We start from the raw sequence: 15050 nt of genomic DNA, 5'->3' as shown, positions 1-15050 counted from the left end.
AATCCTTATCCTAAACAGTGGATTTGAATGAAAAATTTCCTGCTTTCGGGATAGAAATAGAAAATATTTCTTCAAAAAATGATATAATATAGTTAATATTTTGATAAAAGGAGTTAACCATGAAAAAAATGACAATTAAAACTTTTGTTCTTTCTTTCTTGACCATGTTTACTTTACTTTTTTTAGCTGCCTGCAGTAGCAGTCCTAAAAAATCCTATTTTCAGTTGATTGACCAAAAGACCAAGCAAGACAGCCGGATCACTCTTGAGTATAAGGGAGATGACTTGCTGAAAAATGAAACCAGCAATGTTTTCTATTATGAGCCTATCGGATTGACAAAAGATACAGCCAAAGAGCAAATTGGGGGCTACATGAAAACTCTGGAAAACACTAAAGGACTTACTAATAAAATCGAGTATAAAGACGATCATTTGACGCAAAAGATGACGATGGATTTTAGCAAGGCAGATATCTCAGAACTGAAAAGCAAGCAGCTTATTCAAACAGATGGAGACCAAAAAGCTAATTATATCAGTTATAAAGAAACGGTAAAATCTCTTGAAGCTTCTGGTTATAAAGAAGTCAAAGATGGCAAATTTGAAGAACTTAAATAAAAGCAGAAAAACGAGGCTGGGACAAAAGTCCCAGCCTCTCAATTGTCTTTGGATTGTCGAGCAAGACGCAGTGGTTGAGTGGGCTCTACTAGGCTGATTTCATCAGCTTCTACAGCCCTACTCAACTGTGCGGAGGTGGGACGACGAAATCAAATTCTAACGAATTACCGATTTCTGTCCCAATCTCGTTCTTTGTTGATAAGGTAAATCATTCAAAATCAAGCTAAGTCTAAAATATGGACTATTCAATGACCTTCTTCATTTTTCTTTCAAAATCATATCTGCTCATCATGACAACGTGTTCGCAGTTGCTGCAGCGAATCTTGATATCTGCTCCCATGCGGATGACTTCCCAACGATTGGCCTTCTTGCCCGTTGACTTAATGGTACAGGCATGGGGCTTTTTCATTTCTACAAAAGTTCCAAGTTCGTACATCTTCTCTCCTTTTGACAATCTATTTTTTATTCTCTAAAAAATACAGATTGACGCTTTTCTCAACCCTAGCTGTATTATACCACAAGTTTAGAATCAGCTGGCATGCAAATTATAAAAATAAGACAAGGCGGAACGAGTCAACCTTGTCTTAAATCTTATCTTCTAATTGGTACGGACTGGCGTGATCAGCTGGATAAAGTTTTCAGCATCTTCACTTGGAACCAAGGTGAAAGGCCGAACAGCCGAAATAAAGCTGATGGTCACCTTCTCGCTGTCGACTGCCTTTAGCGCTTCGATCAGATAGGTAGGATTAAAGCTGATGGTCAAATCTTCTCCTGACACACTTTCTGTATCAATTTCTTCATTCACGCGTCCAACTTCTGGTGAATGGACATGAGCGCTGACAATGCCCTTCACAATTTCCAATTTTACTGTTCCATTTTGGGTCGCATTAGACAGAAGACGCGACCGTTCCATGGCATGACGTAAATTATTGGTATTAAAGGTCACAACGCTTGAAAATTCTGTCGGAATCAAGCGATCTGTGTCAGGATAGTTTCCTTCCAACAGGCGTGTATAGAAGCTGATATTTTCACTTCTAAAGAGAAGTTGATTATTGGCAAAGAAAACCTCTACTGTTTCAATTTCGTCTGTGAAAACAGCTGTAAATTCACGCAGAGAACGGCTAGGAATCACCACATCAAAGTCGTCACCTTTCTTGTCCAAAGTAATTTTCTTTTGGCTCATCCGGTGAGAGTCTGTCGCAACTGTTTTGAGGTATTGGTTATCTGTCAAGACAAAATGAACCCCCGTCAAAATAGGACGACTTTCTTGCGTGCTGGCAGCAAAAGCTGTTTCATTGATGATGTTTTTGAGGACTTTTGTTTCTAAAACCAAAGGATTGCTGGTAGAGACTTCTTGGATACGTGGATATTGATCAGCATCTTTTCCTTTTAGCGTAATTTCTGACTTGCCGCTGGTGAGGACGATTTGTTTTTGTTCAATCTCTTTAAAATCAAGTACGATATCTGGCAAGCTAGAAATGACATTGATAAAGAAATTTGCTTCGAGGAGGATAGAACCTGGTGAAGTAATCAAGAGCCCGGCATTCTCATTTTGCACTGAAATGAAGTTTTCAATGGAAATTTGACCATTTGAACCAATCAAGGTAATACCTTCTTTTGTCACATCAATTTTAACAGTTGATAAAATTGGAATAGCGTTTTTTGTACTAATAGCTCTTTTAGTTGTATTCAAAGCTTGTAGAAATAAATTTTTATTAATAGAGAAGTGAATCATAGGGACTCCTTTTATTATTTATGATTATTAAGTTAATAGTAATAGTAGTTCTTGTGGAAGCTGTGGAAAAATGGAGCAAAGTATCTAAAATCAAGTTTTAAGACTTGTTCACAACCTGTGGAAAAAACTTCAGATTAGCTCAATCTTTTTCACACCCTTATTTTATCTTGTTTTTGATATTTTCGATTTCAAGTCGCAGGCTATCGTCAGTTTCAAGTCGATTTTTGATTTTTCCATGCGCGTGAATGACTGTTGTATGGTCTTTGCCGCCAAATTCTCGCCCGATTTTTGGTAGGCTATTGTCTGTTAGTTCGCGGGCTAGATACATGGCCACTTGTCGAGCCAAAACGATATTTTGGACGCGACGACTTCCCTTCATTTCCTTGACACTGACGCCATAGAAATTGCCGACTTCAGACTGGATTTTTTCAATCGGAATGACTGTTACTTGACTAGAGTCCTGCTTGCGAGCTCGAATAGCTTCAGCAGCAATGTCAATCGTAATTTCCTTGAGATTGCGGACTCTTGCAATGAGCGTAATATCATTGAGGGCCCCTTCTAGGTCACGGACATTCGAGTCAAATTGTCCGGCGAGGTACTCCAATGTATCATTAGGGAAAATATAGTCCAGATTTTCGATTTTGTTTCGGAGGATGGCAATCCGCGTTTCAAAATCGGGTGGTGTAATATTTTGAGTAAGGCCCCATTTGAAGCGCGTGACCAAGCGTTCTTCCAAATTATCAAGATGATCTGGACTGCGGTCGCTAGTCAGCACAATCTGCTTGTTATCTCCATGCAGGGCGTTAAACGTATTGAAGAATTCTTCCTGGGTAGAGACTTTTTTGCCGCCAAGAGACTGGATATCATCAATCAAGAGCAAATCCAAGCTCCGATAGATTTTTTTGAAATTATCCATGTCACCGAGCCTTAGATGCTCCAGAAAGTCATTGATAAAGGTTTCCGCTGGAATATATTTTACACGCGCATCAGGAATATTTTCTAAAATTTGATTGCCGATAGCATTTAGTAAGTGGGTTTTTCCTAGACCTGGACCACCATAGATAAATAGGGGATTATAAGTAGTCGCTAGATTTTCAGACACAGCCAAGGCTGCTGCTTTGGCCCAGATATTTCCATCCCCTTGTACAAAATTATCAAAGGTATATTTAGCTTTTAATCCAGTATCAATGGGAGGTAAAGTTGGTCGAAATGGAGTTTTTTCAGCCTGTTCCTCCAGCTGATATTTGGAAACAAGGTCATGTCCTGCTTCTTCAAAGACGTATTTGGCTGTGATTTGATCGTTAAAAATTTCAAAGCCAGCTGTAAGAATAACGCCTACCAAGTTTTGCTCCCAAAACAGCTGTTTGACTGGGCTATCAAGAAAGATAGTGGCCTGATTATTTTCAATGGCTATCAATTTTGCTTCTGCAACAAAAAAATCATAGGTCGTCTGTTTTAGTTGAGCAGCTGAAAGTTCTAAAATTCTTCGCCAAAATTCTTGCTCTTTGGTCATTGCCTCCTCCTTTTCAAAAAATTATTCTCTATATCGACTCTCATTTTAACATAAAATGACCAAGTTTTCCACAACTTGTGGAGAAAAATTAACAATGTTCATAAGACTTATCCACAGATTGTGGATTACAAGTAAAATCCTTATTTTTCAACAATTTAGGCCGCTTTTAAAGGTGGAAAAGTCTGTTAGTTTGAAAAAAGAAAATAACAGCCCTATTTCAGGCTGTTTATAATTCTTTGGTACTCTTCCTCATTTTCAAAAGGAATAATGATCTTTCCTTTTGAAGGAGTCTTCAATTGAATAGTGACATTGAGACCAAGGATTTTTTTCAGTTTTTCTTCTTCTGAATGGGCAAAAATTTCTTTGTTCTTCTTAGTCTTTGACTTTTTGGTCTTTTGTAATGAAAGTTCAAGAGCACGAACGGATAAATTATCTTGAATGATTTTGTCCAGCCAAAAGACTTGTTCTTCCTTTTTTAGTGGAATGAGGAGACGAGCGTGCCCTTGCGAAATCATTTCCTCTTTGACAGCGTCCATCATAAAAGCTGGTAGCTGTAACAAGCGGACAAGATTACTGATGTAAGGCCGAGATTTTCCCATAATTTTTGCAATTTCTTCATGGGTCAATCCTTTCTCAATCAGATGCTGATAGGATTCCGCTTCTTCGATTGGATTGAGATCTTCTCTCTGCAAATTCTCGATGATGGCTTGCTTCATCATGTCATCGTCAGATAGGTCTTTAATAAGGGCAGGAATGTTTTCTAAGCCAGCAATCTTAGCAGCTCGGAATCGTCTTTCACCTGCTAAAATTTCGTAACCAAATAAGGAAGATTTTCTCAAAATAATGGGCTGGATAATTCCATTCTCTTTAATAGAAGCTGCCAATTCATTTATTTTTTCTTTAGAAAAACTCTTTCTAGGCTGATAAGGATTGGTTCGAATGTCTTTTAGTGATATGTATTGATAATTTTCCATTTGTATATAGCATAACACACCTTTACGATCGTGTAAAGGTGTGTTGACAATTATGTAAAGGATTAGTTGTCACTTAAGTCCTGGGTTGATTTGGTCAATTTAATGGTTGTAGTAGCTTCTTTACCATCCCTAAAGTAAGTCACTTTCAACTCATCTCCCAGAGAGTGTCTGTAGAGAGCAGATTGTAAATCACTGGTTGACTCAACATCCTTATCGTCAACTTTTGTGATGACATCGTATTTTTGAAGTTTATTTTCAGCAGGCATTCCTTCTTGCACAGAGCGGACAAGGATACCTGATTTTACAGATGAAGGCAGACGTAATTTTGCTAAGTCAGAAGTGGCGATATTAGATAAATCGAGCATTTGGATACCCAGAGCAGGACGAGTTACTGTTCCAGTTTTCTCTAATTGCTTGATAATATTGACAACATCGTTCGATGGAATTGCAAAGCCCATGCCTTCTACAGCAGTTTGACCATTGTGAGAGATTTTGCTGGACGTAATACCGATAACTTGTCCTTGGATATTGATGAGTGGGCCGCCAGAGTTACCAGGGTTGATAGCAGCATCTGTTTGCAAGGCAGTCGTGGAAATATTTTGGCCGTCTTCAGATTGGAGAGTTACATTTCTGCCTAAACTAGAGATGATCCCTTGTGTAACAGAGTTGGCGTATTCTGTTCCGAGAGGGCTTCCGATGGCAATAGCAGTTTCTCCTACTGTCAGGGAGTTGGAATCTCCAAATTCAGCTACATCTTTCACCTTTTCAGAGCTAATTCTTACTACAGAAATATCAGAATAAACATCTGAACCAACAACCTCACCAGGAACCTTACTACCATCTGCTAGTAGAATATCAGGATTTTTTGCTCCATTTAGCACGTGAGTATTGGTGACAAGGTAGGCATATTTTCCTTCCTTCTTATAAATAACGCCAGATCCCTCACTAGCTACTTGAGGATCGCTGGTTGATTCATTATTGATCACTCCTTCTTGATTAGAACCTGTATAAGTAATCACTGATACAACTGCGTTTTGCACCTTTTTTACAGCCTTTGTGGTGTCGGTTGTGTTTTTATAAGACGTTGATACAGTGGTCTTTGAGCTAGAAGGACTAATATTAGCCATTTTATTATTAAGAAATGCAGTGGCTAAATTTCCGAGGCTTCCGCCAATAAATCCTACAACTAAAACAATAAAAAGCAACAAAGATTTTTTTAAGAAATTTGAAGCGTTTTTCATATTTTCCTCCTTGATTACAATTGATGAAATTATATAAATCTATTCTTAATTATAACTTAAAATTCACAAGTTTTCCACAAGTTGTGGAAAACTTATAAAAAATGTTGATGGAGGTTAGAAAATATATAGATTCAACAAGTTTTTCATAAAAAACTGATGTGAATAAAGTGTGAAATCCATGTGGATATGATAGAATGGAAATATGAAAATAAAGCTTGTAACCGTTGGAAAATTAAAAGAAAAGTATCTTAAGGATGGAATTGCTGAATATGCCAAACGCCTGAGTCGATTTTCTAAGTTAGAAATTGTAGAATTAGCAGACGAAAAAACACCAGATAAGGCCAGTGAGCTAGAAAATCAGCAAATCCTCGAAAAAGAAGGAAGTCGGATTTTAGCAAAAGTCTCTGAACGAGAATTTATGGTTGCTTTAGCTATTGAAGGAAAGCAATTTCCTTCAGAAGAGTTTAGTTCGATCTTGAACGACATCACAGTTCGTGGCTTTTCCGACATTACTTTTGTGATTGGCGGTAGCTTGGGTCTGTCTCCTGCTGTCAAAAAAAGAGCCAATCTACTGATGAGTTTTGGAAAATTGACCCTGCCTCATCAATTGATGCGCCTTGTTTTGGTAGAGCAGATTTACCGGGCTTTCATGATTCAACAGGGGAGTCCCTACCATAAGTAAATCTTGACGATACTAGATTTTTCTGATAGAATGAAAAGGTATCGGTCTCATAGCTCAGCTGGATAGAGCATTCGCCTTCTAAGCGAACGGTCGCAGGTTCGAATCCTGCTGGGATCATAATATACACTATTCAGACACGAAAAATTTCGTGTTTTTTTATTATATTTTTGAGAAAACGACATTTCAGGAATAAAAAATGACATTTCAGGGAAAGATGACAGATTATTTGAAATTTTATTTATAATAGATCTTGTAAGGTAACACTTACGAAAAAATTTTTAGGAGAATCTATTATGAAAAATACTCAGAAAAACTTTAAAACAATCGCTCAATTCCCAGCCTTGAATGAAAAAGAACTTAAAGAAGTTCTTGGAGGAGATTTTAGAAAGATAGGCCTTCCTCGAATTATTTTTAAGTAAAGGAAGTAATTAGGAGATAAAAATGATATTAAACTTCATTTTATGGTTTATATGTGAATTAATAGAAATTTTTGCAATTGTAAAAATATATAAAAAAGTAGAGAGTAAAGTAAAATCTAGATTTTACTTTATTTGTCTTTGTATTTTTACAGTTATTATTGCTCCTTTAGCATCTCTGATTAATTTATTACTCTATTACATCATCTTAATGGTGCAACCTTTCCTTTTTTATGCTTATTTTTATAAGAAAGAAAAGTTGCCTAATTATCTTTCTTTATTTTTATCTTTTTTCCTTTATTTAGCAACTCAGGCTTCGTCTACCTTTTTTTCAGTTATTATTTCATCCATTACAGGGGATCAATTTGTAAAAAGTAATTGGGCTATCTTTTATATCACGATAAACAGTATCTCTGTTTTGTTTATGCTAAAATCTATTGATTATTTTGAATTTCAACTGAGAGATTTTAAAGACTCTTCCTTTAAAAAGACAGTTCAAAAGACTAATATTTATTATTTTCTAACGATCCTCATATTGAATATTTCGCATTGGTTAAGTGAAGACGATCATTTTAATAGTTTTAGTAGTATGCTAGCGACTATTTGTTTCTTGATCTTTATGACGACTCTTTTCTATTTGAAGGCGATTCGGGAAAAGTATGAAAAAGAAGAGGAGATTCGACAAAGAGAATTGGAACAGTTGCAGCTGCAGCAGTACACAGATGAAATTGTTTCTCTCTATAATGAAATTCGTGGCTTTCGTCATGATTATGCTGGCATGCTGACCAGCTTTCAGACGGCCATCAATACGCAAGATATCAAGGAAATTGAAAAAATATATCAAGAAGTTTTAGTCGATGCGAATTTGAAATTACGTTCGGACAAATACACCTATTTTGATTTGAATAATGTTGGTGACTCAGCCCTTCGAAGCGTTATGACAGAGACTTTGTTCAAGGCGCGTGAACACCAGATTGATTTGACATTTGAGGTTAAAGAGCCTGTTGAGACATTACCAATTAAGCTATTAGATGTGGTAAGAATGGCCAGTATTTTGCTAAACAATGCTGTTGAAGGCGCAATTGAAAGCTATGAAAAAATGATTCATGTGACTTTAGTTCAACTCGATACGGAGATTATTTTTGTTGTAAAAAATTCCCGCAAGCAAAGAAAATTAGATTTAGAAGAAATTTATAAACCAGAGTTCTCAACGAAAGGTTATCGAAGAGGCCTAGGTTTAAATAATCTGAAAGAAATTTTAGAGAATTATGAATATATCATGCTAGATACAGAAATAAGTAAGTATGATTTTACTCAAGTATTAACAATTAAAAGAAGGAATAGTTTATGAGAATCTTAGCATTAGAAGATACCTTAGCCCACCAACTCCGTATGGAAAAAACTTTAGCAGAGATTGCTGAAGAAATGGGTCTCGATATTCAGGTAAAAATCACAGGAAAAATTCAGGAATTTAAGGACTACGTCGAAAATGAAGATGTCAATCAGATTTATTTTCTGGATATAGATATTAAAGGGGAAGAGACCAAAGGATTGGAGGTCGCTCGTTTTATTCGTCATCATAATCCATATGCCATTATTGTCTTTGTAACTTCAAAATCAGAGTTTGCGACCATGACCTTTAAATATAAAGTATCAGCTCTTGATTTTATTGACAAGGATATTAACGATGATTCGTTTAAAAAACGTATAAAAGATTGTATCATTTATACGAAAAACACCTTAATTACAAACACTAACATGGTTGATTACTTTGAATACAGCTATCGAGGCAATGATGTGCGCGTGCCATTTAATGATATTTTGTATATCGAAACCTCAAGCTCCTCTCATAAGTTACGGATGGTCGGAAAAAACTTTATAAAAGAATTTTATGGAACGATTGCCAGTGTCCAAGAGCAGGATGAGAAAACCCAACGTTTCTTTGCTTCCCATAAATCTTTCTTAGTCAATATCGATAATATCTGCGATTATGATAAGAAAACAAAGGAAATTATATTTTATGAAGGCCGTCGTTGCCCTGTTTCTAGGCTAAGAACAAAACATTTAAAAGAAATTTTAAAAAATAAATAAAAAACTGTTGACAAAGATTTAAAACCTGATATAATAGAATATGTTCTGAAAAGAACATATATGGTCCGTTGGTCAAGGGGTTAAGACACCGCCTTTTCACGGCGGTAACACGGGTTCGAATCCCGTACGGACTATACTATCCGCCATAGCTCAGTTGGTAGTAGCGCATGACTGTTAATCATGATGTCGTAGGTTCGAGTCCTACTGGCGGAGTAAAAGAGTTTCAGGTATGCGAATTACCAATAATGAAAAGAGGACAATTGTCCTCTTTTTTTGTATGATATGAGGCAGAAACTTGATAAGTTTGATATAATAATTTTAGAAAATATGTTCAAGAGGTTTCTTATGAAATCATTAAAATTTCAATCTGTTTTTGACATTATCGGGCCTGTCATGATTGGCCCTTCCAGCAGTCATACTGCAGGGGCTGTGCGTATCGGTAAGATCGTATCCTCTATTTTTGATGATACACCAACCGAGGTTGAATTCCAGCTTTTTAATTCCTTTGCAAAGACTTATCGCGGGCATGGAACAGATTTGGCTCTGGTAGCAGGTATTTTAGGAATGGATACAGATGATCCTGAAATCCCTAACAGCCTTGAAATTGCCCATAAACGCGGTATCAAGATTGTCTGGACTATTCAGAAAGATAGCAATGCTCCCCATCCAAATACGACAAAAATCACGGTTAAAAACGCCTATAAAAGCATCAGTGTAACGGGTGTATCTATTGGCGGTGGAAATATTCAGGTGACTGAGTTGAATGGTTTCTCAGTCTCGCTCAGCATGAATACGCCAACCATTATCATCGTCCACCAAGATGTTCCAGGTATGATTGCCCATGTCACGGAGGCTCTATCACGCTACAATATCAATATTGCTCAAATGACGGTGACTAGAGAAAAAGCGGGCGAGAAAGCGATTATGATCATTGAGGTGGATAGTCGTAGTTGCGAAGAGGTTATCGAAGAGATTCGGAAAATCCCCCATCTCCATAATGTCAATTTCTTTAAATAGGAGAAGAGATGTTTTATTCAATAAAAGAATTGGTTGAGCAGGCTGATTTAGATTTTAATGGCAATGTCGCTGAATTAATGATTGCGACCGAGTATGAATTGACAGGTCGGGAAAGAGACGAAGTTTTACGTCTGATGAGTCGGAATCTTGAGGTCATGAAAGCTTCGGTTTTACTTGGGCTTGATGAGAGTAAATCTCGCAGCGGATTGACTGGTGGAGACGCAGCCAAATTGCACCACTATATCCAGTCGGGGAAGGCCTTGTCAGATTATACTGTGCTGACTGCTGCAAAAAATGCTATTGCTGTTAATGAGCACAACGCTAAAATGGGCTTGGTTTGTGCTACTCCTACGGCAGGCAGCGCTGGCTGTCTGCCAGCCGTCCTTACATCAGCGATTGAAAAACTAGATTTGACAGAGGAACAGCAATTAGACTTTTTGCTGGCTGCTGGTGCTTTTGGCTTGGTTATTGCCAATAACGCTTCTATTTCCGGTGCAGAAGGAGGCTGTCAAGCTGAGGTGGGCTCCGCTTCTGCGATGAGTGCAGCTGCCCTAGTTTTGGCTGCTGGTGGCTCTGCTTTTCAGGCTAGTCAAGCTATCTGTTTTGTCATCAAAAATATGCTGGGCTTGATTTGCGATCCTGTGGCTGGTCTGGTAGAAATACCTTGTGTCAAAAGAAATGCTATGGGGGCCAGCTATGCCTTCATCGCAGCGGACATGGCTCTGGCCGGAATCGAGTCCAAAATCCCTGTTGACGAAGTCATTGATGTCATGTACCAGGTCGGCTCTAGCCTGCCTACTGCTTTCAGAGAAACAGCTGAAGGCGGTCTTGCTACAACACCTACAGGTCGTAGACTTTCAAAAGAAATTTTTGGAGAATAAATAGTATCTTTGAGTAAGAAAAAATGACTAGATATTCTAGTCATTTTTTTATTATTTTAGTAAGCCCAAGCAGACAGTCCTTGTGCACTGTAAGCACGGTAAGCTGCTTGAATTTGATCTTCAACAGTTGCAGTAGATCCCCAACCTGGCATTGTTTGGAAAAGACCACTTGCTCCTGATGGGTTGTAGGCATCGACTTGTCCGTTAGATTCGCGAGCAATAATATTTTCCCATGTAGATGCAGACACTCCTGTCATTTCAGCCATACGAGCAGCTGCGTAAGAACCTACAGCACCTGGAGTATTACCATTTGCGAGTACGACGTCTGATGAATAGGCAGAGTAGTCTGAAGTTGCAGTAACTGCAGGAGTTTCTGTCGTTACTGGAGTTTCTGTAGCTACTGGGGCAGCTGGTGTTACGGGAGCTGGGACTGCTGGTGTTGCTGATGAAGCAACAGGTGCTGATGTTGTTTGTTTTGCAATATCTTTCAAATCACCCAATTCCAAAACTTGTCCAGTCATGATAAAATCTGGATTTGAAATTTTGTTTAATTCTACCAAACGTTCAACAGTTGTTTTTTTACTTTCAGCGATTTCTGATAGGGTATCTCCAGCTTTTACTGTATAAGATTCAGCACTAGCAACAATAGTTGATGCAAATAGTGTTGCTGTAGCAATCGTTCCTGCTAGAGTCAATTTTTTCACTTTCATACTCATTTTAAAAGTTTTCTCCTTTAGTTATAATACTATCATACACATTAAATATTACTAAAAGATTACATTTTAAGTACGAATATTACAAAAATATTGAGATTTACACATAAAAATATTATTTTAAAAGGATTTTTAGTGTATTTCATTAGATCTCTAACAAAAATATTGCTATCAAACTTATACTATTCTTTATTTTTTTAAGATAAAGAGCAATATACCAATCAGGAAAATAGATAGAAGAGCCAGATTGTCAATCATTTTCCAAGAAAGTTGTCGATAGCGGCTTCTTCCTTCACCACCACTATAGCCACGCGCTTCCATTGCGATAGCTAAGGCGTCTGCCCGTTTGAAACTAGAAGCAAATAAGGGAATTAAGATTGGAATGATTGATTTAACCTTTTGAACAATCGTTCCTTCACCAAAATCAACTCCGCGAGCCCTCTGAGCGTTCATAATTCTCGTGGTATCGTCCATTAAAGTCGGCACGAAACGCAGACTCATAGAGAGCATGAGGCCAATTTCATGCGTAGGAACTTTAAAGACTTTGAGTGGCTTTAGTAGGGCTTCTACTGCATCTGAAAGGCTGAGCGGTGTCGTGGTTAAGGTCAACAGAGTTGAAAAGAAAATAATCAAAACAAAACGGCTAAAGATAATCCCCGCTTGTGAAAGCCCAAATTCCGTAATTTTAATAAAACCAAACTGAAAAAGTACCTTGCCTCCCCCCGTCAGAAAGAGTTGGAAGAGGGTGGTAAAGGCAATAATGAAAACCATTGATTGAATGCCCTTTAGAAAGAATGTCAAAGGAACTTTTGAGAGAAAAATCAGAGTAAAAACGAAAACAAATAGCAGCAAATTAGTGATGAGATTGTTGGCCCAGAAAATTAATAAGATAAAGCAGAACATGGCCAACAATTTACTGCGCGGATCCAATCGATGGATGACTGAATTTCCTGGGATATACCGTCCTAAAATCAATTTATCCATGTATCATCTCCTTAAATTCCTCAATCGTAATCGGATAATGAGCAAATTTCATTCCTTTTTCAGCTAATTCTTGAGCAAATTTCGTTATTTTAGGCACTCCTAGCTGAATCTTTTCCATAAAATCAATATCTTGAAAAACCTGAGCAGGCTGACCACTTTTGACAACGCGCCCCTTTTCCAAAACATAAACTGTATCAGCAAAATTCGCTACATCATCCATTAAATGGGTTACAAGAACAATGGTCATTCCAGCTTGATGCAGTTTCTTAAAGAGTTCCATCAATTCCTTTCGCCCTGCTGGATCAAGTCCAGCTGTTGGCTCATCCAAAACCAAGATATCAGGCTCCATTGCTAGGATTCCGGCAATGGCGACCCTTCTCATCTGCCCGCCAGAAAGTTCAAAAGGACTGCGGCCAAATAATTCTTCGGAAATGCCGACAAGGCTTAATTTTTCACGCGCTAAAGCCTCGGCTTCTTCTTTAGAAACACCAAAATTTTGCGGGCCAAAGGCCACGTCTTTCAAAACAGTCTCATCAAAAACTTGACTTTCAGCAAACTGAAACACCAAACCGACCTGTTTACGAACTTGTTTGATGTCCTTGTTGACGGAATTTGAAGTGATGGTGACATGGTTGACTTGCACGCTGCCCTCACTAGGAGTCAGCAAGCCATTCAAGAGCTGTAAAATGGTTGATTTTCCGCTACCAGTGTGTCCAATCAAAGCCGTATAGCTACCATCTTTGATTTCCAAATCAACTTCAAAAAGCGCTGGACCCTCAAATGGAGTTCCAGCCTGATAGGTATAACTGACTTTATTTAGAGTAATTCCCATAATTGTTCCTGCAATTCTTTTTCAGTTAAATAGGTTTCTGGCAGAGTCAGCCCAGTTTGAATCATGGCAGCCTTGACCTGGTTGACAAAGGGTTGATCCAAGCCCAAGTCTTCCAAATCAGGTCTAGAAAAGAGTTCTCTTGGTGTAGCAGTGGACTCAACCTGACCATTTTTCATAACAAGTACACGGTCACTCAGCGAAATCTCGTCCAAATCGTGAGTAATGGAGATGACTGTTAAATGATTCTTATCTTTAATTTCCTTGACAGTCCGAATTAATTCCAGACGTCCTTCTGGGTCTAACATACTGGTTGCTTCATCCAAGATGATAATATCTGGCTGGAGCGCGACTACGCCAGCAATAGCGACTCTTTGCTTCTGTCCGCCAGAAAGTCGAGCAGGTTCTCTCTCTTTAAAATCCTGCATGCCGACTAGCTCCAGAGCTTCGTGGACCCGTTTCACCATCATCGGATAATCCATGCCTTGATTTTCCAGACCAAATGCAACGTCATCCTCAACAGTCGCCCCAACAAACTGATTATCAGGATTCTGAAAGACCATGCCGATTTGGCGACGTTTTTCCCAAACATTATCAGCCGTCAATTTATCTCCAGAAATGATGATATCACCACTCTCGGCCTCTAAAAGACCGTCAATCAAACGAACCGTAGTCGATTTTCCGCTACCATTGTGACCGACGATAGACAACCATTCTCCTTGTTTCACGTGAAACGAGACGTCTTTTAAAATATAATCTTCAGACTTATGGTCATAGCGATAACTAAGATTTTTTACTTCAATGATATTTTCCATATTATTTAAATGTATCTTTAAAGAGATAGGCACTGCCCTTGAAATAATCATAGCCAGAATAAATAGTGAAAATCAGGGCTATGTAAAGGAGAATCTGACCGAGTAACGTCCAATGGAGCAGAAGAAAGAGGATGGCAAACATCTGCGTGAAAGTCTTGATCTTGCCTGGCATAGCGGCCGCTAGAACTGTTCCGCCAGTTTCGACTAGGAGAAGTCTCAAACCAGTGACGGCCAGCTCTCGGCAAATGATGATAGCTACTACCCAAGCAGGAGCCATTTTCATTTCAATCAGCATGATAAAAGCGGACATAACCAGCAGTTTATCAGCCATGGGATCGGCAAATTTTCCAAAATTGGTCACGACCTGCCACTTGCGCGCCAGATAGCCATCCAGGTAGTCTGTGATGCTGGCAAGGGCGAAAATGATTCCAGCTAGGATATGCATGGCTGGCGAATGCCCAAAAGTCAGAATCAAAATAAAGATTGGAATTAAGGCAATTCTGGCAAGGGTTAAAGCGTTGGGGATATTTTCTTTTTTCATCATT

At 38.4% G+C, this 15050-nt stretch carries 17 protein-coding genes and 3 tRNA genes; 10 read left to right on the top strand and 10 right to left on the bottom strand.

The window, feature by feature from the left end; all coding sequences use genetic code 11:
• Positions 1–119: 119 nt before the first annotated feature.
• Entirely contained in the window at positions 120–614 is a 495-nt protein-coding gene (locus FZ941_RS09600; RefSeq protein WP_148887712.1) for a DUF1307 domain-containing protein, read from the top strand.
• Positions 615–855: 241 nt separating this feature from the next.
• On the opposite strand, the gene FZ941_RS09590 is transcribed toward FZ941_RS09600, so the two are convergent.
• The 5 genes from FZ941_RS09590 to FZ941_RS09570 form a co-directional block, all read right to left on the bottom strand.
• Positions 856–1050 carry a DUF951 domain-containing protein gene (locus FZ941_RS09590; protein ID WP_015604158.1) on the bottom strand — a complete coding sequence of 65 codons (195 nt, stop codon included), beginning with the start codon at positions 1048–1050 and terminating at the stop codon, positions 856–858.
• Positions 1051–1212: 162 nt separating this feature from the next.
• Positions 1213–2349, bottom strand: coding sequence for a DNA polymerase III subunit beta (gene dnaN / locus FZ941_RS09585; RefSeq protein WP_148887711.1), 1137 nt, complete (start codon positions 2347–2349; stop codon positions 1213–1215).
• 157 nt (positions 2350–2506) lie between these two features.
• Positions 2507–3862, bottom strand: coding sequence for a chromosomal replication initiator protein DnaA (dnaA, locus tag FZ941_RS09580; protein WP_125390027.1), 1356 nt, complete (start codon positions 3860–3862; stop codon positions 2507–2509).
• Between the two features lie 212 nt (positions 3863–4074).
• Positions 4075–4836: a ParB/RepB/Spo0J family partition protein gene (locus tag FZ941_RS09575; RefSeq protein ID WP_148887710.1), complete on the bottom strand. Its 762-nt coding sequence runs from the start codon at positions 4834–4836 to the stop codon at positions 4075–4077.
• A 62-nt stretch (positions 4837–4898) separates the two neighbouring features.
• On the bottom strand, positions 4899–6077 hold the full coding sequence (locus FZ941_RS09570; RefSeq protein WP_148887709.1) for a S1C family serine protease: 1179 nt from the start codon (positions 6075–6077) through the stop codon (positions 4899–4901).
• Positions 6078–6279: 202 nt separating this feature from the next.
• On the opposite strand from FZ941_RS09570, the gene rlmH reads away from it, so the two are divergent.
• From rlmH to sdaAA, 9 genes are all read left to right on the top strand, one after another.
• Positions 6280–6759, top strand: a complete 480-nt coding sequence (rlmH, locus tag FZ941_RS09565; protein ID WP_148887708.1) for a 23S rRNA (pseudouridine(1915)-N(3))-methyltransferase RlmH — start codon at positions 6280–6282, stop codon at positions 6757–6759.
• A gap of 43 nt (positions 6760–6802) precedes the next feature.
• Positions 6803–6876 (top strand) — tRNA-Arg (locus FZ941_RS09560).
• 176 nt (positions 6877–7052) lie between these two features.
• Complete coding sequence (locus FZ941_RS09555) at positions 7053–7178, top strand: ComC/BlpC family leader-containing pheromone/bacteriocin (protein ID WP_045499896.1); 126 nt, start codon at positions 7053–7055, stop codon at positions 7176–7178.
• Positions 7179–7200: 22 nt separating this feature from the next.
• Complete coding sequence (locus FZ941_RS09550; RefSeq protein WP_222861811.1) at positions 7201–8526, top strand: GHKL domain-containing protein; 1326 nt, start codon at positions 7201–7203, stop codon at positions 8524–8526.
• On the top strand, positions 8523–9266 hold the full coding sequence (gene comE, locus FZ941_RS09545; RefSeq protein ID WP_061909940.1) for a competence system response regulator transcription factor ComE: 744 nt from the start codon (positions 8523–8525) through the stop codon (positions 9264–9266). The genes FZ941_RS09550 and comE overlap by 4 nt, the downstream gene beginning before the upstream one ends.
• 62 nt (positions 9267–9328) lie before the next feature.
• Positions 9329–9400: transfer RNA gene (locus FZ941_RS09540), tRNA-Glu, on the top strand.
• A 5-nt stretch (positions 9401–9405) separates the two neighbouring features.
• Positions 9406–9479 (top strand) — tRNA-Asn (locus tag FZ941_RS09535).
• A 132-nt stretch (positions 9480–9611) separates the two neighbouring features.
• Positions 9612–10283: an L-serine ammonia-lyase, iron-sulfur-dependent subunit beta gene (sdaAB, locus tag FZ941_RS09530; RefSeq protein WP_148887707.1), complete on the top strand. Its 672-nt coding sequence runs from the start codon at positions 9612–9614 to the stop codon at positions 10281–10283.
• A gap of 8 nt (positions 10284–10291) precedes the next feature.
• On the top strand, positions 10292–11164 hold the full coding sequence (gene sdaAA, locus FZ941_RS09525) for an L-serine ammonia-lyase, iron-sulfur-dependent, subunit alpha (RefSeq protein WP_148887706.1): 873 nt from the start codon (positions 10292–10294) through the stop codon (positions 11162–11164).
• 56 nt (positions 11165–11220) lie between these two features.
• On the opposite strand, the gene FZ941_RS10830 is transcribed toward sdaAA, so the two are convergent.
• The 5 genes from FZ941_RS10830 to pgsA all read right to left on the bottom strand — a co-directional run bounded on the left by FZ941_RS10830 (position 11221) and on the right by pgsA (position 15046).
• Positions 11221–11880: a LysM peptidoglycan-binding domain-containing protein gene (locus tag FZ941_RS10830; protein ID WP_148887705.1), complete on the bottom strand. Its 660-nt coding sequence runs from the start codon at positions 11878–11880 to the stop codon at positions 11221–11223.
• A 186-nt stretch (positions 11881–12066) separates the two neighbouring features.
• Positions 12067–12861, bottom strand: a complete 795-nt coding sequence (locus FZ941_RS09515; RefSeq protein ID WP_148887704.1) for an energy-coupling factor transporter transmembrane protein EcfT — start codon at positions 12859–12861, stop codon at positions 12067–12069.
• Complete coding sequence (locus tag FZ941_RS09510) at positions 12854–13693, bottom strand: energy-coupling factor ABC transporter ATP-binding protein (RefSeq protein ID WP_148887703.1); 840 nt, start codon at positions 13691–13693, stop codon at positions 12854–12856. Before FZ941_RS09510 ends, FZ941_RS09515 begins: the two co-directional genes overlap by 8 nt.
• Positions 13678–14505 carry an energy-coupling factor ABC transporter ATP-binding protein gene (locus tag FZ941_RS09505; protein ID WP_187418417.1) on the bottom strand — a complete coding sequence of 276 codons (828 nt, stop codon included), beginning with the start codon at positions 14503–14505 and terminating at the stop codon, positions 13678–13680. The genes FZ941_RS09510 and FZ941_RS09505 overlap by 16 nt, the downstream gene beginning before the upstream one ends.
• 1 nt (position 14506) lies before the next feature.
• Positions 14507–15046, bottom strand: a complete 540-nt coding sequence (pgsA, locus tag FZ941_RS09500; protein WP_005592114.1) for a CDP-diacylglycerol--glycerol-3-phosphate 3-phosphatidyltransferase — start codon at positions 15044–15046, stop codon at positions 14507–14509.
• Positions 15047–15050: the final 4 nt, after the last annotated feature.

It is taken from the genome of Streptococcus sp. Marseille-P6264 (genome assembly GCF_902460355.1).
Lineage (GTDB): Bacteria > Bacillota > Bacilli > Lactobacillales > Streptococcaceae > Streptococcus.
The sequence above is the reverse complement of the archived record's forward strand: the minus strand, read 5'-3'. Positions and strand labels throughout refer to the sequence as shown.